23 protein-coding genes are annotated in these 20,043 nt (G+C 34.9%); 12 read left to right on the top strand and 11 right to left on the bottom strand.

Annotated elements, in window-relative coordinates; translation table 11 throughout:
• Positions 1-73 precede the first annotated feature (73 nt).
• On the bottom strand, positions 74-469 hold the full coding sequence (locus EDC58_RS07275; protein ID WP_123352858.1) for a DUF6858 family protein: 396 nt from the start codon (positions 467-469) through the stop codon (positions 74-76).
• 109 nt (positions 470-578) lie between these two features.
• Here EDC58_RS07275 and EDC58_RS07270 point away from each other — a divergent pair, with 109 nt between their 5' ends.
• The 5 genes from EDC58_RS07270 to EDC58_RS07250 are packed head-to-tail and all read left to right on the top strand — an operon-like array spanning position 579 to position 4,294.
• The gene (locus EDC58_RS07270) at positions 579-1,622 is read left to right on the top strand and encodes a M99 family carboxypeptidase catalytic domain-containing protein (protein ID WP_123352857.1); all 1,044 of its coding nucleotides are present in this window, start codon (positions 579-581) and stop codon (positions 1,620-1,622) included.
• Positions 1,623-1,631: 9 nt separating this feature from the next.
• Positions 1,632-1,934, top strand: coding sequence for a hypothetical protein (locus EDC58_RS07265; RefSeq protein ID WP_123352856.1), 303 nt, complete (start codon positions 1,632-1,634; stop codon positions 1,932-1,934).
• 25 nt (positions 1,935-1,959) lie between these two features.
• A complete protein-coding gene (locus EDC58_RS07260) occupies positions 1,960-2,199 on the top strand; it encodes an HP1242/YdcH family protein (RefSeq protein WP_123352855.1) in 240 nt (79 codons plus the stop codon).
• Entirely contained in the window at positions 2,171-3,019 is an 849-nt protein-coding gene (gene pgp3 / locus EDC58_RS07255; RefSeq protein ID WP_123352854.1) for a peptidoglycan metallopeptidase Pgp3, read from the top strand. The genes EDC58_RS07260 and pgp3 overlap by 29 nt, the downstream gene beginning before the upstream one ends.
• Positions 3,020-3,079: 60 nt before the next feature.
• Complete coding sequence (locus tag EDC58_RS07250; protein ID WP_123352853.1) at positions 3,080-4,294, top strand: L-cysteine desulfidase family protein; 1,215 nt, start codon at positions 3,080-3,082, stop codon at positions 4,292-4,294.
• On the opposite strand, the gene EDC58_RS07245 is transcribed toward EDC58_RS07250, so the two are convergent.
• From EDC58_RS07245 to nadA, 3 genes are read right to left on the bottom strand one after another with little or no spacing between them, the layout of a single operon-like run.
• Entirely contained in the window at positions 4,286-5,104 is an 819-nt protein-coding gene (locus EDC58_RS07245; RefSeq protein ID WP_123352852.1) for a PhoH family protein, read from the bottom strand. The genes EDC58_RS07250 and EDC58_RS07245 overlap by 9 nt on opposite strands.
• A gap of 49 nt (positions 5,105-5,153) precedes the next feature.
• Positions 5,154-5,981, bottom strand: a complete 828-nt coding sequence (nadC, locus tag EDC58_RS07240) for a carboxylating nicotinate-nucleotide diphosphorylase (RefSeq protein ID WP_235823197.1) — start codon at positions 5,979-5,981, stop codon at positions 5,154-5,156.
• Complete coding sequence (gene nadA, locus EDC58_RS07235; RefSeq protein ID WP_123352851.1) at positions 5,978-6,949, bottom strand: quinolinate synthase NadA; 972 nt, start codon at positions 6,947-6,949, stop codon at positions 5,978-5,980. The genes nadC and nadA overlap by 4 nt, the downstream gene beginning before the upstream one ends.
• Before the next feature lie 61 nt (positions 6,950-7,010).
• Between nadA and plsY the strand changes: the two genes are divergently transcribed.
• The 5 genes from plsY to EDC58_RS07210 are packed head-to-tail and all read left to right on the top strand — an operon-like array spanning position 7,011 to position 10,382.
• Positions 7,011-7,619: a glycerol-3-phosphate 1-O-acyltransferase PlsY gene (gene plsY / locus EDC58_RS07230; RefSeq protein WP_123352850.1), complete on the top strand. Its 609-nt coding sequence runs from the start codon at positions 7,011-7,013 to the stop codon at positions 7,617-7,619.
• A gap of 8 nt (positions 7,620-7,627) precedes the next feature.
• Positions 7,628-7,954, top strand: a complete 327-nt coding sequence (locus tag EDC58_RS07225; RefSeq protein ID WP_123352849.1) for a dihydroneopterin aldolase — start codon at positions 7,628-7,630, stop codon at positions 7,952-7,954.
• Positions 7,955-7,994: 40 nt separating this feature from the next.
• Entirely contained in the window at positions 7,995-8,663 is a 669-nt protein-coding gene (gene hsrA / locus EDC58_RS07220; RefSeq protein WP_123352848.1) for a homeostatic response regulator transcription factor HsrA, read from the top strand.
• Between the two features lies 1 nt (position 8,664).
• The gene (locus tag EDC58_RS07215; protein ID WP_123352847.1) at positions 8,665-8,919 is read left to right on the top strand and encodes a YfhL family 4Fe-4S dicluster ferredoxin; all 255 of its coding nucleotides are present in this window, start codon (positions 8,665-8,667) and stop codon (positions 8,917-8,919) included.
• Positions 8,919-10,382: a Ppx/GppA phosphatase family protein gene (locus EDC58_RS07210; protein WP_123352846.1), complete on the top strand. Its 1,464-nt coding sequence runs from the start codon at positions 8,919-8,921 to the stop codon at positions 10,380-10,382. Before EDC58_RS07215 ends, EDC58_RS07210 begins: the two co-directional genes overlap by 1 nt.
• Here EDC58_RS07210 and EDC58_RS07205 read toward each other — a convergent pair.
• Positions 10,379-11,680: an APC family permease gene (locus EDC58_RS07205; RefSeq protein WP_123352845.1), complete on the bottom strand. Its 1,302-nt coding sequence runs from the start codon at positions 11,678-11,680 to the stop codon at positions 10,379-10,381. The two genes, EDC58_RS07210 and EDC58_RS07205, sit on opposite strands and share 4 nt — an antisense overlap.
• 10 nt (positions 11,681-11,690) lie before the next feature.
• Entirely contained in the window at positions 11,691-13,871 is a 2,181-nt protein-coding gene (bamA, locus tag EDC58_RS07200; RefSeq protein ID WP_123352844.1) for an outer membrane protein assembly factor BamA, read from the bottom strand.
• A 71-nt stretch (positions 13,872-13,942) separates the two neighbouring features.
• Between bamA and EDC58_RS07195 the strand changes: the two genes are divergently transcribed.
• Positions 13,943-14,770 carry a prephenate dehydrogenase gene (locus EDC58_RS07195; RefSeq protein ID WP_123352843.1) on the top strand — a complete coding sequence of 276 codons (828 nt, stop codon included), beginning with the start codon at positions 13,943-13,945 and terminating at the stop codon, positions 14,768-14,770.
• Here the strand turns inward: EDC58_RS07195 and EDC58_RS07190 are convergent.
• The 3 genes from EDC58_RS07190 to EDC58_RS07180 all read right to left on the bottom strand — a co-directional run bounded on the left by EDC58_RS07190 (position 14,763) and on the right by EDC58_RS07180 (position 16,774).
• Positions 14,763-15,284, bottom strand: coding sequence for a thiamine phosphate synthase (locus EDC58_RS07190; protein WP_123352842.1), 522 nt, complete (start codon positions 15,282-15,284; stop codon positions 14,763-14,765). The genes EDC58_RS07195 and EDC58_RS07190 overlap by 8 nt on opposite strands.
• A 3-nt stretch (positions 15,285-15,287) precedes the next feature.
• Positions 15,288-15,968, bottom strand: a complete 681-nt coding sequence (locus EDC58_RS07185; RefSeq protein WP_123352841.1) for a F0F1 ATP synthase subunit A — start codon at positions 15,966-15,968, stop codon at positions 15,288-15,290.
• A gap of 89 nt (positions 15,969-16,057) precedes the next feature.
• Positions 16,058-16,774, bottom strand: a complete 717-nt coding sequence (locus EDC58_RS07180; protein WP_123352840.1) for a TIGR02757 family protein — start codon at positions 16,772-16,774, stop codon at positions 16,058-16,060.
• Between the two features lie 54 nt (positions 16,775-16,828).
• Between EDC58_RS07180 and EDC58_RS07175 the strand changes: the two genes are divergently transcribed.
• Positions 16,829-17,476 carry a hypothetical protein gene (locus tag EDC58_RS07175; RefSeq protein ID WP_123352839.1) on the top strand — a complete coding sequence of 216 codons (648 nt, stop codon included), beginning with the start codon at positions 16,829-16,831 and terminating at the stop codon, positions 17,474-17,476.
• Here the strand turns inward: EDC58_RS07175 and flgK are convergent.
• Positions 17,466-19,625 carry a flagellar hook-associated protein FlgK gene (gene flgK / locus EDC58_RS07170; RefSeq protein WP_123352838.1) on the bottom strand — a complete coding sequence of 720 codons (2,160 nt, stop codon included), beginning with the start codon at positions 19,623-19,625 and terminating at the stop codon, positions 17,466-17,468. The genes EDC58_RS07175 and flgK overlap by 11 nt on opposite strands.
• A gap of 2 nt (positions 19,626-19,627) precedes the next feature.
• Positions 19,628-20,041 (bottom strand): hypothetical protein, encoded by a 414-nt coding sequence (locus EDC58_RS07165; protein WP_123352837.1) that lies wholly within the window; start codon positions 20,039-20,041, stop codon positions 19,628-19,630.
• Between the last annotated feature and the right edge of the window lie 2 nt (positions 20,042-20,043).

The raw sequence follows: 20,043 nt of genomic DNA, 5'->3' as shown, positions 1-20,043 counted from the left end.
TTAATTTGGAAAACGGTAATTCAGTTTAATAAGTACTAGGATAAAAAGCGGAAAAACCCGCGGTCATAATTTTTTAAAGGTTGTTTTTTAGCTCTTTTACCCAGCTTTCCATTACTTCGTTTGCGATTAAAGCCGGAGCTTCTAAAAATGCTATTTCGAATTTGTCTTCGAATTCAGTAACACCGATGCTTCTTGGTCTTACAGCTGAGATTTTTCCGTTTGGAAGTTTGTTTCCAAAACAAAACATTACTATTTTACAATCTTTGATTTCAGGTGCGATTTCGCCTTCAGGTAAATTTTTAGTGTGAGTGAAGTGGTCGAATTCTCCGATATAAGTAGCTACCGGATGAGCATTGATTTTTTCTTTGAAATATTCGATAATTTCTTGTGCGCTTTTGTAGTGAGTTTCGTTTTTATCGATATCAAGTACGAATACAGGGTATTTTTCTTGAAGTACCATTTGTTTCATTTGGGCTCCTTTTTTTTGAGCCGAAGTTTACATTAATAAGTTTAAATTATGCTTAATATAAGAAAAAATTATTAAAAAATGGTGTATAATTATAGAAAAAAGGGTTTTTTTGAATAGGAGAAATTTTTTAAAGACTGCGACACTTTTAAGTGTCGGTACGCCGTTGTTTGCTAAAAACGACAGTAGATTGTATATCGAGCTGCCTAAGAAGCCTTTTGAATACTACGAAAAAAAAGGCAAACAAAAAGGCGGCAGAGTATTGATTATAGGTGGTATTCACGGAAACGAAATAGGTGCATATAAAGCTGCCAATATGCTTGTGGATACCGATTTGAAAAAAGGTGAAATGTTAATAATCCCAAGAAGTAATTTCACTTCAATTTTAGCCGATGTCAGAGGTTATAACGGAGATATGAACCGAAAATTCGAATCAATTTCAAAAAACGATCCCGATTATCATTATGTAGAGCTTTTAAAAGAGGCGATTTTAAGCTATAAACCCGATGTAGTAATCTCTATGCATGACGGATTCGGATTTGCTATAGAAAACAAAAGAGCTTGGGGACAAAGCGTAGTGATTGACGAGCTTAAGTATAAAAATTTCGAGTTATATAAAGAAGCGAAATTCGTTCAAGAAAACGCAAATAAATATTTAAAACGAAAACTTGCGATTATCAACACCAAAACATTCACCGGCACTATTCATAAAGAACAAAAAAAAGCGTTAACCGGATGGTGCTTAAAACACGACGTAAAAGCGTTTTGTATCGAAGCGTCAAAACAATTGCCGTCCATTCACGATAAAATCCATACTCATCTTGTAATGTTAAGAGAATTTTTTAAAATATATAATATCGAACTTGATGGAGGAATCGACTATTTAGTTGATAATATCGATAAATTAAACAGACTCAAAAAACCAAAAATTACTCTTGAGATAAACGGAAAAAAAGAGATTTTAACATATTCGAAATTACTAAAAGTTCCTTCTAAAAGCGAGATAAAAGTAGTTAGTATCGAAGGTCAAAGAGGGGATTTTATAGTACCTCACGGAGTTAATTTGAATTGGAGAAGTTTTCATTTTAATAATTTGAGATTTCATATCAAAAACGATTATAAAACATTGTATCATATCGATATAAAAAGAGTATAAAGGATAAAGATGGCGTATGAAATTATAGTCAATGATAACGAAAAAACAATCGAGCTTCACAGTGATGAATGCGATGTGTTAATAGGAAAAAAAGAGGACGTGGAATTTAATAATAATGTTTTGTATATTACTTTTAATCTTTTTGAAGAGATTGAAGAGTTTTTGAAAAATCACGAAAATTATGAAGTTATCGAGTGCGAAGAGTGCAAACCTAAAGAAAACAGAGACGTTTTGGATGAAGAATATGACGATTTTTACGAAGAATTCGACGAAGATGAAGACATAGACTCTACCAGGTGTGATATATTTTGATATAATAAGAAAAAAAGGAGAAGAAATGTTTAAAGAATGTTGCCCTGAATTAATCCCCGTAATGGAAGAACTTGCAAAAGAAAATCCTCATATCGATAAACTAATCCAAAGACACGCGGAACTTAATAAAATCATCGACGAAGTTGAAGCCGGTAGAGAACATATGGAAGAGCTTGAACTTGAAAAACTAAAAAAAGAAAAACTTCATATAAAAGACGAAGTATATCAAGCGGTGCTTGAATACAAAAAACAAAAAGGATTATAAAATCCTTCTTTTTCTTCTATTTATTCCAGTTTTCTTATTTGCCGAAATTTTCATTTACAATCCAGTTGTTAAAAACGGTGAAGCGGTTTTGATTTTTAGTAATCAAAAGCCTGAATTTATAAAAGTTTTTAATAAAAAATATCAGTTTTTCCCTACAATTACGAATAAAAAATATAAATTTTATACTTTAATTCCCGTCAGTTACTATCAAAAAAGCGGTGTTTATGAAATTAAAGCCGTTTTTAAAAATGAAATTGATACAAAAAAGTTAGTTGTTAAAAAAGGAAATTACAAAAAAGAGTTTTTAAAAGTAGCAAAAAAACATGTCTCTCCTCCTAAAAGCTTAATCAAAAGAATAAAATCCGAATACAAAGAAGCGATGAAAATCTACAATACTTTCGATAAACATATATATTGGCACGATAAGTTCGTTTTGCCGATTAAATCTTCCGTAACTTCATCGTTTGGAAATGCAAGGATGTTTAACGGAGTGTTGAGAAGTTATCATACCGGAATAGATTACAAAGCTAAAAAAGGTACACCTATAAAAGCGGTGAATGACGGAGTAGTAGTGCTTGCAAAAAAGAGGTATTTTGCCGGTAATTCAGTTGTGGTTTCTCACGGAAGAGGAGTGTATAGCTGTTATTATCATCTAAGTAAAATAGTCGTAAAAAAAGCTCAAAAAGTAAAAAAAGGCGAGATTGTCGGCTTAAGCGGGCAAACCGGCAGAGTTACGGGGCCTCATTTGCATTTTTCCATGTGGCTTGATGGCGTAATAGTCAATCCTTCTTATCTAATTACACTTCTAAATAAAATATAAGCAATTTTTTTCTATCCTTAAAAAATCTTTTGTTTTATACTTCTGAAAAAAGGATTTTTGATGTATGGCGCAAAAGAGATAATTCTAAGCGAAATCAAACCTGCACTTGGTTGTACCGAACCTGCCGCTATTGCTTTAAATGCCGCTTATCTAAGAGAGTATGGGGTTTATGATGAAAATTTAAAGCTAACCATTAATACTAACCTTCTAAAAAACGCAATGTACGTACCTATCCCCAATACCTCTAAAAGATTTGGTGTGAAACTTGCCTTTGCTTTGGGGTATCTTTTCGGAGATGTAAATGACGAACTTAATATATTTAAAAATTTAAACGAAGAAAAAGTAAAAAAGGCCTTAAAATTCAGTGAAAAAGTAAAAGTTGAATTGATTGAAGGAAGCGAGCTTTTTATAAAAAGCGAAAATACCTATGCCGAGGCCGTAACGATTAAATTTCACGACAATATCGAATATGTAATTTCAAAAGGTGAATTAAAAGAGTTTGAAAATCATCAAGAAGAGGTTGAAGTTAAAAGTTATGTACTTGAAGATAAACCTTTTGATATCGTTTATGATTTGATAGAGCAAGAGAAAAGTTTCGAGTTTGTAAGAGAGGCTGTTGAACTTAATATGGCGTTGGCCGAATATGGGATGAATCACGATGTAGGAATAAACGTCTCAAAACAATTTTCAGGCGATTCTTTAAAAGATAAAATATGCAAAATAACTACGAGTGCGAGCGATTCGAGAATGGATGGTGTGAATATGCCCGCTATGAGTCTCACAGGAAGTGGCAATCACGGGATAAGTGCGACGCTTCCGGTGTGGGTGTATGCGAAAGAAAAAGGTTTTAGAGAAGAGGAGGCGTTAAAAGCGGTTGCTTTAAGTATGCTTATAACTATTTACGTTAAGCTTTTTATCGGAAGACTCTCGGTAATATGCGGTGCGGCGGTTGCTAGCGGATGCGGAGTGGCAGGAGCTATCGCTTATCTTGAGAGTGATAGAGAAACTTCAAAAAAAGCGGTAAAACACGTGATTCAAAACATCAGTACCCTTTTGTGTGACGGCGGAAAAATGGCTTGTTCGCTAAAAGTATTGCAAGGTGCGTCGGTAGGATATGATAGCGCCAAATTCGTCTTAAACGCAATGCAGGTGTATGAAGACGGTATAATGTTTGAGGATGTTACGAAAACAATAAAAGCCTTAAAAGGTATAAAAGAAAAGATGAGCGGAGTTGATGAGGAAGTCGTAAAAATAATGAAAGAGAAATTACTCTAAAAGTTTTATTGCTATTTCGGTTAGTTTGTTTCTGTATATTTTTTGCAAATCAACCCACGCAAGCGCTTCGTGAGGGAGTACTTGTTGGAGTCTAAACAGACCACTGTCTTGTTTGTCTATAGTGGAGTAGGTTTGGTGTAAGTCTCCAAGTAAAAAGAGTTTGCTTCCCTCACTCATACGCGACAAAATCATACTCATATATTCGCGCGTAACGAGCTGAACTTCGTCAACTATTAAAATCTCGCCTTCTAAAATCGATACCCCCTGAATCATATTTAAAGGGATTATTTCGAATTTTTCAAAGAAAAGTTGGGATTTGATATTGTCGTAGTTGTAGCCTTTTATATCTCTAAATAGGTAATTTAACGCACTCAAAAATCCTCCAGCCCATTCGAGCATTTTTTCATCTTTGCTTCCCGGTAAAAATCCGATGTCGTAATCACTGCTGATACCGATAGGCGGTCTTGTTATGAATATCTTTTTTTTAGTCAACGCTAAAGCTGTGGCTGTTGCAAGAAGTGTTTTTCCGCTTCCGAATCTTCCTGTAATTAATGAAGCGGGAGCTTCTACCATTGCGTAAATAGCGCATTTTTGATAAATATCAAGCGGTTCGAAAATTTTGGCGTTTTTGATTCTGAGTTTGCTGGTTTCGGGAATATTGTCAATTCTTTCGATACCTTTGTTAGGGTTATAGCAGTATGCAAGGTCTCTCATTCCGTCGTTTGTAATTAGGAAATCCCAAGGTTGTAAGTCTTTGTTAAATTTATTTTTTACGTATTCTTTGAATTCTTTAACGGGTCCTATACCCATAAAATGGGGAAGTTCGAAATTTTTATCTTCTATTAAAATTTTCGCTCCTTTATATGATTTTCATTGAAAAATCTTTGAATGTCGCTTGGTGAATAATAGCGCCGCTGCTTATTGCGTCAACTCCCGTTTTGATGAATTCGTCTATGTTATCAAGTGTTACGTTTCCGCTGGCTTCAAGTAATACGTAAGGGTATGTTTGGTCTCTGAATTCTACGACTCTTTTTATCGTATCGAAGTCCATATTATCGCACATTACGATATCGGCACCGGCTGCCATAGCTTCTCTTGCTTGGCGTTCGGTTTCGCATTCCACTTCTATTTTCGTAGTAAACGGAATATGCTCTCTTGCAATAGTGATAGCATCAGCAATAGACCTAAAAGTCGCTAAGTGAGTGTCTTTGAGCATCAGACAATCGTCAAGTCCGAGTCTGTGGTTTGTGACTCCACCGCATTTTGCGGCGTATTTTTCGAATGTTCTTAAAAGAGGTCTTGTTTTTCTCGTATCTAAAATTTTTAAATGTCCGTCTATTTTTTTTATGAATTCAAAAGCATTGCTGGCTATACCGCTTGCGTGTTGGAGAATATTTAGCATACTTCTTTCTATTGATAATATATCTTTTGCACTTCCGTACACTTCAAAAATAATGTCGCCTTTTTTATATTCGCTTCCGTCTTCGAAATTAAAATCAAATTTAACATCAGCAAGTTCGCTAAAATATTTAATATATTCTATTCCGGCGATAATACCTTCACTTTTTGCAACTATTTTGGCTTTAGTGTTACCTTTGATAAGTTCTCTTGCCAAATCACCTCTGCCAATATCCTCGTTTAGGACTTGTTTTAGAAAGTCGACTATTTGATGTTTCATTAGATTCATGATAACTCCATCATACGATTTAGCGCTTTTAGCGCGTTTTCTTTTACGTTTTCATCTACGTTTACGACGTTGTAGGCTCTGCCCTCATCAATTGCCACAAGCAAATCGTAAAGCTCTTTTAGAGTGGTTTCGTTCATAGAAGGACACTCCGGTTTTGTCGAGCTTAGGATGAAAATATTCGGGTTTATTTCTTTTTTCATTCTGTTTACGAAATTAAATTCGGTTCCTATAGCCATAGGCTCGTTTGGATGTTCTTTTACATATTTTAAAATCTGGCTTGTGCTTCCTACGAAATCGGCTAATTTAACTACTTCGGGAGAACATTCCGGATGAACTACGATTTTGATATCAGGGTATCTGTTTTTGAAAAATTCTACGTGTTCTGGCATAAAAAGCTGATGAACCGAGCAGTGTCCGTCGTAGCAGATAATATCTGCTTTTTCCCAATCTTTTTCTCCGATGATAGACGAGCTCACCCCCATCATACTCGCTACGTTTTGTCCTAAGTTTTTATCCGGCAGGAAAAAGACTTTTTTCCCTTGATTAAGAGCCCAAGATACGATTTTTTTAGCGTTTGAGCTCGTACATGTAAGACCTCCGTTTTCTCCTACGATAGCTTTAACTTTAGCACTTGAGTTGATGTATGTAATAGGAATAAAATCGATATTTTTTTCTTTTAGAAGTTTAATGTTTTCTTCCACTTTTCCTTCTTCAGCCATTCTTGCCATCGAACAGCTCGCAAGTTTAGGCATGTAAACGTCAATGTCGGGATTTAGGATTTTAGCGCTCTCTCCCATAAAACTTACACCGCAGAAAATAAGAGGGTTTTTAAGAGCTTTCGTTTTTTTTGCAAGTTCCAAACTATCGCCCGTTAAGTCGGCAAGTTCGAATATCTCGTCTTTTTGGTAATAGTGTGCCGCTAAGGTGATGTTATGCTTTTTTAGTAATTCTTTGACTTTATTTACCATTCAAAGCCTTTTTGTAGTATTTTACCAAATTTAAAGTATAATTTCATAAAAAAGGGATTTAATGAGTAACATTATCTGGTATATAATCGCTTATCTCGTAGGCGGTATTCCTTTTGGGTATCTGATAGCTAAATACGCGGCCGGAATTAATATCAAAGAGCACGGAAGCGGTAATATCGGTGCTACGAACGTACTTAGAGTTTTGAAACAAAAAGACCCTAAAAAAGCGAAAAAACTTGCAGCATTAACGCTTTTTTTGGATGCATTTAAAGGTGCTGCTGTGGTTTTGGCGGCAAAGTTTGCCGGAGTATGTGACGCTACTCTTTGGACTTTGGCGGTTCTTGCGGTAATAGGGCACTGTTTTTCTCCGTTTTTGAAATTCGAAGGCGGAAAAGGTGTGGCAACGACGGCGGGAGTTTTACTCGTACTCGTACCAAAAGCCGTACTTGTGGCACTTGTGGTTTGGTATTTGATGGCTAAATATGTAAGAATTTCTTCATTAAGCTCACTTACCGCCATAATCGTAGGTATTGCGAGTACTTATATTTTATATCCGAATCTATCTATCCAATCTCACGCGCCGCTTTGGATTATTGCTTTTATAGTTATTTATAAACACAAAGAAAATATTTATAGACTCGTAACAGGTCAAGAAAAACGCGTAGTTTAGGAGGAGTGATGTATAAAATAGTAATCGAGGATTTGAGTTTTAAAGCGATTTTAGGACTTTTGGAAAAAGAGAGAAACGAAGAACAGCTCGTAGTCGTATGCGCTCAAATCGAATACGAAGACAAAAAAAACTTTATCGATTATGCAAAAGTATGCGATATTATTCAAAATATAATTATCGAAGGAAAGTTTGCTTTAATAGAAGACGCAATCGACGTAATAATTGAAAAACTCAAAAACGAATTCCCTCAAATGAAATCCATACATTTAAAAATTAGAAAACCCGAAATTTTAAAGAATGCTTTAGTAGGAGTGGAAACTTTAAGAAAATTTTAATTTTTTGTTATAATTTTGTCAGTTTGAAAAAGGAGTATATGTGCGTCTTTTAATTGTCGAGAGGGATGAAACTTTAAATGAGCTTATAAAAAAATCGTTACACGAAGCGGGGTATAAAACTGACGAAGCCTATACCATAAAAGATGCCAAATATTTTTTGGATATCAGACATTACAATTTGGTAGTGGTGGATGCTAATTTCGGAATGAGCGAGCTATTTAAATTTATAGACTATGCAAAAGATATATATCCTTTAATAAAAATCATAGTCATCTCCGATGACGTTTCGGTTGAGAGCGAGATTAAAACTCTTAGAATGGGAGCGGACGATTATATAAAAAAGCCTCTTAATTTCGATTTGTTAATTACGAGAATCAACGTGGCTTTAAGAAGCGGAAAAGAGTCTCAGATAAAAATTAAAGACTTGATTATCGTAAAAGACGAAGAGAAGATTATTTATCAAGGAAAAGAGACTTATTTAAAAGGCAAAGCGTTTGAAGTTTTTATGCATCTTGCGAGATATCCTAATCAAGTTATCTCAAAAGAACAGCTTTTGGATGCTATTTGGGAAGAACCGGAACTCGTAACTCCTAACGTTATAGAAGTTGCAATAAATCAAATACGTCAAAAGGTTGACAAAGTTTTTAAAATTGATACAATTAAGACCATTCGCCGAAGAGGCTATAAATTTTGTTATCCAAAGGAGTAGCATGTCATTAAAGATTACTGAGGAATGCATTGCATGTGATGCTTGTGTTGACGAATGCCCAAACGGAGCAATCGAACCGGGTGATCCTATTTATGAAATTGATCCTGATTTGTGTACCGAGTGTATCGAATACGGAGGAGAGCCTCAATGCGTACCGGCATGTCCTGTTGACGCGATTGTTCCGGACCCGGATAACGTAGAAACGGCAAAAGAATTAAAACTAAAAGCGGAACTTATTCATAAAGACGAAGAGTAATGGCAAAAGTAACGGCCGTTATTGATATTGGATCGAACTCAGCCAGAATGGCTGTGTTCAAAAAAACCAGCCGTTTTGGCTTTTATCTTTTAAGAGAAGAGAAAAGCAAAGTAAGAATCAGTGAAGGTGCTTATGAAAACGGGGGAAATTTGCAAGATTTTGCTATTGAAAGAGCTATTAAAGCGTTAAGAGAGTTTCTTTTAATAGCAAAATCTTTAAAAACTCGAAAAATCCTCTGTGTCGCTACAAGTGCCGTTAGAGACGCTCCTAATAAAGCCGAATTTCTAAAGCGTGTAAAAGACGAATTGGGACTGAAAATCAAAGTAATAGACGGAGATAAAGAAGCTTTTTACGGCGGTGTAGCTGCGGCAAATCTTTTATATGAAAAAAACGGCGTTACTATCGATATCGGTGGGGGTTCTACCGAGTTTGCGTTGATTGTGGATAAAAGAATCGAAGCTACGATATCTTTGAAACTCGGTACCGTCAGATTAAAAGAGCTCTTTTTTGATAAAGGCGATATCGAAGGGGCTAAAAAATATATTAAAAACGAACTTGAAAAATTAGGAAAAGTTTTCGATTCAAAAAAAGTCTTCGGTATCGGTGGGACTATTAGGGCGCTTTCTCAAGCTATTATGAAAAAAATAGAATATCCTCTTGATATTCTTCACGGCTTTACGTATGAAATAAAAGAGCACAAAGATTTTCTTGAAAAAATTATAAAAATGAGTGATGAAGAGCTTCTAAAAGCCGGTATTAAACCCGAAAGACTTGACGTTATAAGACCCGGGACTTTAATTTTTCTTGAAGCGTTAAAATATTTAGGTGCAAAAGAAGTGATTACCAGCGGTGTGGGGGTTAGGGAAGGTGTATTTTTAACGGACCTTTTAAGAAACGACAACTATAGATTTCCCGATAATTTTAACCCGTCGGTCAGAACGATTATAGACGTATATCAAATCGATAGAAAAATAGCGTCATATGAGACAAAAATAGCTCTTGAAGTTTTCGATTTATTAAAAGAAGAATTTAAACTTGACGATAAATATAAAATGCACCTAACTTACGCTATAAAACTATCTCGTGCGGGTGAGCTTGTAGATTTTTACGAAGCTCACAAACATACCGATTATATTTTGTTAAACTCTCTACATTACGGATTCAGACATTGCGATAGGTTGTTGATTTCTAAAATTATCCGTTTTCATAAAAGAAAAAAAATCAAGAAAAAAGAGATAGAAAAATTCAAATGTCTTCTTCCTAAAAAGGATATAGTAGAAAAACTTTGTAATATCTTTTGGGTTGCAAAGCTTATAAATATCAATCTTTCGATGCCTCAAGTCGAGATAACTTTTTCTAAAAAAGATAAAAAAATTATTATTAAAGGTGAAAACCTTTATCTTGCAAAAGAGCGCTCAAAAACAAGAGAGCTCTTTTTTGATTTGGAGATTGTGAATAATTAAATTTTTTCTCTTAAATCCTCATCAAGAACTTTTTTCATTTTTCCGCCGAGTTTATGGTAGATTATAGTGATAGCCACCACTATTACTACGACCCAAGCACTGCTTTCAAGGGCGCTTGGGTTATGAAATAGATTGTATCCGATTAAAATAGCAGCTGAAACGAGACATAAAAAAGCTCCTAAGAGAGAAATAAAAGGATTAGAGTTCGTTATTTTTCTAAGTTTGAAGTTTGCATAGTTTACAAGTCCGAAAATTACTAAAAACCCGAAACTTCCCGCTACCGAGATATTTTCTATATTAAAACTCGTAGCGAAAATAACTCCCAAAAGACCTAAAATTATCATTCCCTCATATCCGTTTTTTATTTTTTTTGCGAAATCTTTTGGAATTTCTCCGAGCTTTGCAATCAAATATCCGGCTCTACCGGCTCCGTAAATTGTAGCGTTTATAGCGCTTGCGGTTGAGAGCATGGCGGCTACGGCAATAATAACGAATCCTAATTTTCCAAGAAGAGGTTCCGCTGCAATTGCCAAAACATAATCTTGAGCTTTTTTTGCCGTTTCGAAATCAACGTTTAAAATTGTTACGACTGCAATACTTACATATAAAGCAATTACAAAAATAACGCTTGCATAAAACGCTCTTGGTAGTGTTTTTTGAGGATTAATAACGTCTTTTGCCGAATTTGCGATAAGCTCGAATCCTTCGTAAGCCAAGAAAATAATAAGTCCTCCGGTTATGATTTTTAGGTATGATTCCCAAAACTGAGGCTCTAATCTTTCATAATGAGTACCCGTATAAAAGCCAATTGCGACGAAAATTAAAAGAATCGCCACTTTCGTATATACTAAAATATCTTCGGCTTTTCCGGTTAAAAAAGCTCCCAAAAGATTAATAAAAGTAAAAATACCTATAACACCTACCGCTAAAAGTTTATGAAGCCATGTTACGTCGTGTCCTAAAAAAAGAGCGCTTCCGTATGCTCCGAATGCCGAAGCGTATAGAGCGAGCATTATTACATAAGAAACCAAAAGAAGATTATTTACCGTAGCTGAAAAAAGATTGTTTCCGAAAGCCTGCACTATATATTCGATACTTCCACCCTCACTCGGAAATTTAACGGATAATTTTGCGTAAGAGTAAGCTGTAATAAGAGCGATAGTCCCGGCGATTAAAAAGGCGATAGGTGCGGCACCTTTTGCAAGATCGATTGTAAGACCCAAAACGGCGAAAATTCCGCCGCCGACCATTCCTCCAACCCCGATACTGAAAGCTTCGAGGAAGCCTATTTTTCTCATTTTTAAATCCTTAGAAAGTAGTTCCTATAGTAAATTCGAATCTTTGTAAATCATCACCTTTTTCACTTTTAATAGGCCATGCCCAAATAAAACTTAAAGGTCCCATAGGTGTAATCCAGTCTATTTGGAACCCGTACGAACTTCTTGTGATGTTTAATTTATCTTCACCGACTGCTCCGTAATCGATAAATCCGGTCAACCACATTCTGTTTTTTCTGCTAAGCGGAGTAGAAATTTCGGCTCCAGTGATAAATTCGTATTTACCTCCAATTTCGTTTCCTTCACTATCTTTAGGAGCTATTGAATACCAACTAAAACCTCTAACGGTAGAAGTTCCACCTAAATAAAATTTTTCATTTATAGGTAGATATCCGTTTTTGGCTATCGCTCCGCCTTTTACCCTATATTTTAATACCGCTACCGTTTGATATGTTTTATCCGTTAGAGGATAAAAGTATTTAAAATTAGCGAGTGTTTTTATAAACTTTTCATCTCCGCCTATACCTGCGAATTCAGAGCTGATTCCCGCTTTTATTCCGGTAGTCGGGAAGAAATAATCATCCGTATCGTTATAACCGAGAGCCAAAGTGATATAACTTTTCGTACTTTTAGGCATAATATATTCGGTAGTATTATAATCGCTCAGTTTGGTTCTTACGTATCCGTAAGTGATACTTGCACTTGTGAATCTATTTAATTGTTTACCTAACCCTATGCTAAAACCTCTCTCTTTAGAAGTATACGAAATACCCTCAAAAGAAGTATCGTAAATTGAAGTACTAAGAGAATATTTACTGTCTAAAACTCTTGGATTGAAAAGAGTGATTTTATATGTTCTGTTTACAGCACTTACGTCTGCATTAATAGATAAACTTTGCCCGCTACCGAATACGTTTTTTTCACTTAATGCTAAATTAAATCCTAATTTCGTATAACTTCCGTAGCTAATTCCGGCTCTTAAAGTTCCGCTTAGTCCTTCTTTAACATTTACAAGTAAGTTTACTTTATTCGGAGATATTTTTTTCATTTTAATTTTTACATTTTCAAGGTAACCGGTTCTTTTTAAAGCGTTTTGAGAATCTCTCATGTCTTTATATGAGTATTTGTCTCCCGGAGCTAAATAAATGTTTCTTCTGACTACTCTATCAAGAGTTTTATTGTTTCCTGAAATAATTACGTTGTTAATATAAACAATTTCACCCGGAATTACTTTATATGTTAAATAAACGTCTGTTTTTTCTTTTTTTATTTGAGGATAAACTTTTACAAAGGCATATCCTTCGTTCATGAAGGCATGTGAAATATCAAGAAGGTCTTTTCTAAGGGCCGAGACGTTGAAGTATTTGTCTTTTTTGAGTTTTAATTCAGGGAGTTTTACTTTTATGTTTTTAGGATAATCTATTTTTATCTCTTTTACTATATATCTTTTCCCTTGATATATTTGATAATCTATATCCGCAAAATAACTGTCAAGATTTGTTTTTGCCAAAGGAAGGTTTACTCTTGAATCCATGTAACCTTTATTTAAAAGATAATCTTGAAGAGCTTGTCTGTCTTTTGGTAAATCATAAACTTTTAATTTTCCTGCGTTAGTAAAAGGAATCCAACTCCAAAAAGTACGAGGTCTGTTTTCTATTTCGTCAAGAAGGTCGCTTTTTGGAATTGTAGTACCGTAAAAGTTTACGTTTCTGATGTATACTTCTTTACCTTTGTTTACGATTATATGTAATACGATTCTATTTTGGTTTAAATGTTCTATTTCTGTTGCAACTACCGTATTGTAGTATCCTTTTGCTGTGTAATATTGTTTTATGAATTCTTTAAGCTTTTCAAGTTTTTGTTTTGATAATAATTCACCTTTTTTAGGTAAAATCATTTCTTGTTTTAATAATTTTTTTACATCTTCCGAAACGTTTGTTAAATGAATTTTTGCAATTGTAGGTTTTTCTTTACATATAAAAGTTAAAACTCCGTTTGAAAAATCTGCTTTTATTTCTTCAAAATATCCGGTTTTGTATAGATTTTTTATGGCTTTGTCTATTTTTTCTATATCGAATTGAGAGTTTGGTGTGATTTGTGTGATTGTTGAAGCTGTTATCGGTGAAATGTGGATTAAACCTTTGTAATCTACTTTCGTAATCGTTTGTGCGAAAATAATTATAGGCAATAAAAATATTAATAGTCTCTTCATATTATCCCTTCTTGTGATTTGGGTAAAATTATAGCGTAAATGTGGTATAATTTTTATTAAAAAGAGGTTAAATGGTTTGCGGTATAGTGGGACTCGGGCTTATGGGAGGAAGTTTCGGTCTTGCCTGTAAGGGATATTTCGATAAAATTATAGGCATAGACCATAACATCCAACATCAAGAAGATGCTTTGAAATTAGGGCTTGTGGATGAGATAGGAACTTTTGAAGATTTAAAACAAGCCGACGTTATCGTACTTGCAATACCTATTAGAGGTATAATTAACGCACTTAATCATCTCTCGAAACTAAACCTCAAAAAAGATTCTTTAATCATTGATTTCGGCTCTACAAAAGAGAGTATCGTAAACGAATGTCCTAAAAACATAAGAAAAAATCTCGTAGCTTCTCATCCTATGGCCGGGACGGAATATTCCGGTCCGCAAGCTGCAATAGCCGATTTGTATTACAATAAAGTTATGGTTGTTTGTAATATAGAAGATAGCGGAGAAGAGCAGGTAAAAAGAGCTTTTGATATTTATAATTATTTAAAAATGCAAATAAAAATAATGGACGCAAAAGAACACGACAGACATGCCGCTTTTATCTCGCATATGCCTCATATCGTGAGTTTCTCCATAGCAAACTCAGTTTTAAAACAAGAAGATAAAGACCATATCGTTACTCTTGCTGCGGGCGGATTTAGGGATATGAGTCGTCTGGCAAAAAGCAATCCTCATATGTGGAAAGATATATTCAAAGAAAATAAAAAAAATCTTTTAGATTCGATAGAAGCGTTTAAGAGTGAGCTGAAAAAAGCAAAAGATATGATTGAAAACGAAAAATGGGAAGAACTTGAAGAGTGGATGAAAACCGGAAATCAATTGCATAAAATTATGTAAAAAAATACCTGATACTTCCGAATCCCACCGCTTTTGTGTTTTTTATCTTTTCTACTTCCTTATCGCTTATAATTCCGCCGAGAGCTATTACTTTAGGGTGCATATTGCATATATGATTAAGCACTTCCGTACCGAGCCCGCATCTGTTTTTTGATTTGAATATAGGCGAAAAGGTAATGTAGTCGGCTTTTTGAGCTTTTTGAACTTCTAAAGGGTTGTGGGTTGAAGCTATAATTATTTTGTTTTTATATTCGGTGATTTCGTCAAGTCTTGAGCTTGGAATATGTACTCCGTCAAAATGTTCAAGTAGAGAATCATCTTTTAAAGAATCTAAATTAATAAATACTTTTGAATAATTTTTTGCGAAATTTGCAAAATCCATAATTTCGTTTTTGTCAAAATATTCTTTGTTTCTATAGCATACGAAAGTGGGTTTGTGTTTTTTTATAGCTTCTTTTATTTGTTGTAGAGAATATGAAGGGTCTGTTATAAAATAAGAGAGAAAAGAAGCCATTTATTAAAGAGCTTCTTCTTGTCCCGTAACCGCACCGTAGATGTATACGTATGTAAGTACCATGAAAACGAATGCTTGTAAGAATGCAGAGAATGTAAGTAATGCAAAACCTGCTAACGGGAATACCCAAGGTGCAAGCATTAACAATACCGCTAAGAATAAGTCGTCCCCTTTGATGTTACCGAATAACCTGAAAGCAAGTGAAATGATTCTTGAGAAGTGAGAAAGAATTTCAACAGGGAACATTAATGGTGCCAGCCATTTAACAGGACCTGCGAAGTGAGCGATATAATGTCCTAAACCTTGTGCTCTGATACCTTCGAAATGATAGTAAAGGAATACTAAAATTGCAAGTGATAGAGTTAAGTTTACGTTTGCCGTAGGAGCTTCGAATCCAGGAATAATACCGATGAAGTTACCCATAAAAATGAAAATAGCCAAACTTCCTGCAAGTGTTAAATATTTTCTTGCGATTTCTTCGTTTGCCACGTCTTTTCCGATGTATAAAATACCGCTGACAGTCGCTTCCATAACGTTTTGGCAACCGCTTGGTACGATTTGAAGTTTTCTTGTAGCGAGTTTAGCCACGATTACAGATAATAAAGCTGCGATAATGGTATGAACGATAAGTTGAACATACTGATTATGCCCTAAAAATCCAAAAAAGAGCCACAATTCATTCATGTAAATATCCTTTTTTAGTGAAATTGTATCATATTATTAATTTTTATTTAATAGTGAAATGTGAAAAAAAGAAAAATTGTAACTTTTGGTTATATTTTTATATCCATCTGACCGATTCTATAGAGTGCGAAGTCGTATTTTAAAGGGTCTTTAGGATCGAATTCTTTTAGTTTTTCCGTAAGCTCCATAGCCGATTGTAAATCGTAGGTTTTTCTTTTTAACAGACCTAATTTTAACGATACTTTATGGGTGTGAGTATCAAGCGGAATTATCAAATCGCTTTTTTCAACTCCTCTCCAAAGCCCTAAATCCAAAGAGTCGTCTCTAACCATCCATCTCAAAAACATATTCCATCTTTTATAAGGACTAACTCCTTTTGTTTTTTTAGGGGGAATTTTCCCTATCAAAAATTGATATCCATCCGAATTATAAGGGTTTATTTCGTACATCGTTTTGATGATTTCTCTTATTCCGTCGATAGGGTTTTTCGTTTTTTCGTAACCTTTTAAAAAAATTTCGTTTAAAGAGTATTTTTCTTTCATTTTTTTAAGAGTATATAAAAATTCTTCAACATCCTTTTTCGTTTGAAATCTATAGTATGCTCCGTTTGAGTTTAGATTTTCCAAATCCAAAGAATTTAAAAACTTAAGTATCGCTTTTACGTTTCCGTATGCAAACAAAGCGGCTACGAGGCTTATATATTCGTCGTTATATTTTTTTGCAATTAAAATCGGGTCCAATTTTTCTTCGTTTACTTCGTAAATATTCTCTTCAATAAGTTTATCAAGTTTTGATTTTATATCCATTGAGTCCCTTTTTATAAGATTATGTGATATAATTATAATAAAAAAGGAGACGTAATGGTTATTAGAGGGGAAACAAATCTTATAAAAGTGTATGATTTGACTCCGATTGTGGATATCGAAAGTTATGATTTGAGCGAAACCAAAGATATCGAAAGATTTCAAGAAGTAGTGGCAAGTTATATTGACAGCGGAGAAGCCGAAGCCGTTGATTTGCCTACGGAACTTATGGGTGTTTTACCTGACGGGGCGGAGATTGAGATAGAAGATAAAACTTATACGTTTGAGGATATCGAATATAAAAATACAAGCGTAGACGAGCTTATTAGTGAAAATTTTAATGAAGGCGACGTACTTCTTTTATTGCAAGCAAATGGTGATGGGTATTTCGAATATGACGAAAATCCTGATATCAACGACTTGAAAATCGGATATACGGCTTGTGATATCGACGCACCGCAAGAGCCTATTTATGATTTCTTTTGTGATTTGATGCTTCCAGATATGGTATTAAAAGGTGAAGAAAAACTTGAAATAAAAGCAAGTAATTTCTATCCGAAAGATACGATGGTAGGTGAAGTTTATATCGTAAGAGAAGACGGAGGTAAATATCTCGAAAAAATAGCCGAAATCGATATGCTGCATTTCGGGTGGGATTTATTTGAAGATTTGATTCAAGTCGATTACGACGACCCTATTGCTTAATCGCAAATAGGGCGTCGAGCATATTGTTGATTGTAGTTATAACTCTTGCGTTGGCTTGATAGCCTCTTTGGAATTTTTCAAGGTTTATAAGCTCTTCGTCGATATTGACGCCGCTTAGAGAATAGTATTCGTTAGAGACCGATTTATAAAGAGTTTCGGCAGCTTCTTTTTGGTCGGTCGTATTTTTCGCTTCGTTTGCCAAAGAAGAGGTCATCGTTCTGTAAAATCCTGTAATGGTATTTGTTATTTTCGTATCGCCTTTATAAAATGTAATATCTTGGAATTGAAGTTGTAATATTTCGTTTGCCACTTCGTTATTACCCTCGTTAGGAGCTTTATAAGCGTGAATTTTACTCGGGTCGTCGATAAATTCTTGTCTTAAAGAGATATTGGAGCTGTCGGTTCCGTCAAAAAATTTATTTACTCCGAAACTCCCTCCGAAATTCGCCGTGTCGTTATCGAGCCCTACGAAAGTGTCTTCTTGTTTAGGTGCAAGAATGAATTTTCCGTTTAAAAACTTCGCTTGATAATAATCGTCAACGTCATCATTCGGGTTGTTGTTTTGGTTGTCGTCGATATTGGGCGTATTTATTTGAGCCATAATACCTTCGATTGTCGAATATCTCGGGTCTTTAGAGTCCATATTTACGGTTATGGTTCTTCTTGCTTTTTCTTCTCCGTTGCTGTCGTATACCACTACGTCAAAGGTTCCGTTATCCATCGGAATAGGGAGTTTTGTATCGTCTATTTTTGATAGAGGCATATATTCTATTTCGTTTAGAGCGCTAAAAAGCAAACTTCCGTCGTCTTTTACGAGGACATTCGGGCTTTCATTGCCGTTTGAATCTACGAATTTTATCTGTCCGTTGACAAGTTTTGCTTGAGTATCGGTAACTCCCGCATTTTGTAAGGAAGTGTTGATGTCGCTTATTATGTCGTTAATGCTTTTTTGTGAATCGATTGAAACTTTTACTTCTTGAGTCGGATTTCCGCTGTTGTCATATACTTGCAAAATCATATTTCCGTCTCTTACCGGATGAGCCAAATATTTTTCTATCAAAGGAAGAGGTTTGTCCGCCATATCCGGAGATACGGAAATAGGTTTGTTTATAGTATCCGTTTCTACGGATTCTTGAGCGGAATATGAATAGATTGAGTTTACGCTTCTTATCATTCCTTGTGCAAAAGCGTCAAGAGAGCTTAGCATATCTCCAATAACTCCGTCTTTTGGGTCGGTATTGGAGTTGAATTCTCTTCCTCTTACATCAAGAAGCGCGCCTAACTCTCCGCCTTTAATAGCATCGGTTACGTCGTTTATTTCGGTATTGGATTTTAGTGCGATATTGTAGTTTTGATAATTATCTTGCAATACCAATTCGTTTGAAGTGGAGTTATCAAGCAGTACGTATCCTCCGATACTTATTTGATAGTTTTCGGTATAATCGACGGTAGTAGTGCCTTGAGCGTCTTGAGAAGTTACGCCGGATTTGTAGATTTTAACGTCGGCAATCTCTTTTAATCTTTTTTCAAGGGCGTCTCTTTTGTCTCTAAGTTCGTTTGCATGAGAAGAGCCGTTTGCTTCGTGAGCCGTAATTTTAGCGTTTATATCCGCTATCTCTTTTACAATCGAATTAATTTCGTCCACTCTTGTTTTAACCTCTTCATTTAGGCTTTTTTGGATATCTTTTAATTTTCCTCTTAAAGTTTTGATATCGTCGGTCATTTTTTGGGTTTTGTACGCAAGGTCTACTTTTACCGCTCCGTCGTTGGGGTTGCTTGCAAAAGTTTGCCATGCGTCAAAAAAATCTTTGATGTCTTTATTTAGTCCTTGGTCTTCCACATCCGGAAAATAAGTCGCTATTTCATTTAGGTATTGTTCTTTTGTGGTTAAGTTTTTAACGTTTGCCGAAGTTTGAGTGAATCTGTTGAATAAAAAAGTATCAGTAATTCTCATAACGCTTTGAATCTTGACTCCTATACCGATATCGCCGGGAATAGAGTTGATTCCGTCATATGTCGTGAAAATCGCTCTTTCTCTTACGTAATCTGGATTTGAGGCGTTTGAGATGTTGTTTGATGTCACATCAAGCGCTGTTTGGTGTGCTTTTAGTCCTGTTAGAGCGGTTGAGTATGCTGTTGAGATTGCCATTTTTACGCCTTTAATTTAAGAAATGATTTTGGTAATTGGGAATCTTTATAGTCAATTTTGGGAGATTCCTGTTTTATTTCTTTCATCAAAGCGTTATAGAAATTTGCGACACTTAAAGCGAGTTTCGAAAATTTTTTGTGAAGAGTGTGAAATTCGCTTAGTTTATTTCTGAATTCATCAAAAAGTATCTCTTCTTCTTTTGAAAAAATCTCTTCTATCGGCTTGTTTCTTGAGACCAAAATATTATCTATTTCGCTTTTTAGATTGCTGAATTTCACTGCCAATTCTTCTTTTTTAGCGGTGTTTGCAAATACTTTTTCGTGATTTGCTGCTTTGATATTTTCTATATCTTGAGTTGTCATTTCTATTAATTGATTTAGCACGTTTATTATGTCGTTTAGTTTTTGAGTAAGCATTG

It is taken from the genome of Caminibacter pacificus (assembly GCF_003752135.1).
GTDB lineage: Bacteria > Campylobacterota > Campylobacteria > Campylobacterales > Nautiliaceae > Caminibacter > Caminibacter pacificus.
Note: the sequence above shows the minus strand (reverse complement) of the source record. Positions and strands in the feature narration are given on the sequence as shown.

Excerpts from the sequence above, each read along its gene's own strand:
- EDC58_RS07185 (WP_123352841.1), bottom strand. The coding sequence starts at position 15,968 with ATGAATGAATTGTGGCTCTTTTTTGGATTTTTAGGGCATAATCAGTAT.
- bamA (WP_123352844.1), bottom strand. The coding sequence starts at position 13,871 with ATGAAGAGACTATTAATATTTTTATTGCCTATAATTATTTTCGCACAA.
- EDC58_RS07215 (WP_123352847.1), top strand. The coding sequence starts at position 8,665 with ATGTCATTAAAGATTACTGAGGAATGCATTGCATGTGATGCTTGTGTT.
- EDC58_RS07250 (WP_123352853.1), top strand. The coding sequence starts at position 3,080 with ATGTATGGCGCAAAAGAGATAATTCTAAGCGAAATCAAACCTGCACTT.
- EDC58_RS07175 (WP_123352839.1), top strand. The coding sequence starts at position 16,829 with ATGGTTATTAGAGGGGAAACAAATCTTATAAAAGTGTATGATTTGACT.
- EDC58_RS07260 (WP_123352855.1), top strand. The coding sequence starts at position 1,960 with ATGTTTAAAGAATGTTGCCCTGAATTAATCCCCGTAATGGAAGAACTT.
- EDC58_RS07190 (WP_123352842.1), bottom strand. The coding sequence starts at position 15,284 with ATGGCTTCTTTTCTCTCTTATTTTATAACAGACCCTTCATATTCTCTA.
- plsY (WP_123352850.1), top strand. The coding sequence starts at position 7,011 with ATGAGTAACATTATCTGGTATATAATCGCTTATCTCGTAGGCGGTATT.
- EDC58_RS07225 (WP_123352849.1), top strand. The coding sequence starts at position 7,628 with ATGTATAAAATAGTAATCGAGGATTTGAGTTTTAAAGCGATTTTAGGA.
- EDC58_RS07210 (WP_123352846.1), top strand. The coding sequence starts at position 8,919 with ATGGCAAAAGTAACGGCCGTTATTGATATTGGATCGAACTCAGCCAGA.
- flgK (WP_123352838.1), bottom strand. The coding sequence starts at position 19,625 with ATGGCAATCTCAACAGCATACTCAACCGCTCTAACAGGACTAAAAGCA.
- nadA (WP_123352851.1), bottom strand. The coding sequence starts at position 6,949 with ATGGTAAATAAAGTCAAAGAATTACTAAAAAAGCATAACATCACCTTA.
- EDC58_RS07275 (WP_123352858.1), bottom strand. The coding sequence starts at position 469 with ATGAAACAAATGGTACTTCAAGAAAAATACCCTGTATTCGTACTTGAT.
- EDC58_RS07205 (WP_123352845.1), bottom strand. The coding sequence starts at position 11,680 with ATGAGAAAAATAGGCTTCCTCGAAGCTTTCAGTATCGGGGTTGGAGGA.
- EDC58_RS07265 (WP_123352856.1), top strand. The coding sequence starts at position 1,632 with ATGGCGTATGAAATTATAGTCAATGATAACGAAAAAACAATCGAGCTT.
- EDC58_RS07180 (WP_123352840.1), bottom strand. The coding sequence starts at position 16,774 with ATGGATATAAAATCAAAACTTGATAAACTTATTGAAGAGAATATTTAC.
- EDC58_RS07245 (WP_123352852.1), bottom strand. The coding sequence starts at position 5,104 with ATGGGTATAGGACCCGTTAAAGAATTCAAAGAATACGTAAAAAATAAA.
- EDC58_RS07165 (WP_123352837.1), bottom strand. The coding sequence starts at position 20,041 with ATGCTTACTCAAAAACTAAACGACATAATAAACGTGCTAAATCAATTA.
- EDC58_RS07195 (WP_123352843.1), top strand. The coding sequence starts at position 13,943 with ATGGTTTGCGGTATAGTGGGACTCGGGCTTATGGGAGGAAGTTTCGGT.
- nadC (WP_235823197.1), bottom strand. The coding sequence starts at position 5,981 with ATGAATCTAATGAAACATCAAATAGTCGACTTTCTAAAACAAGTCCTA.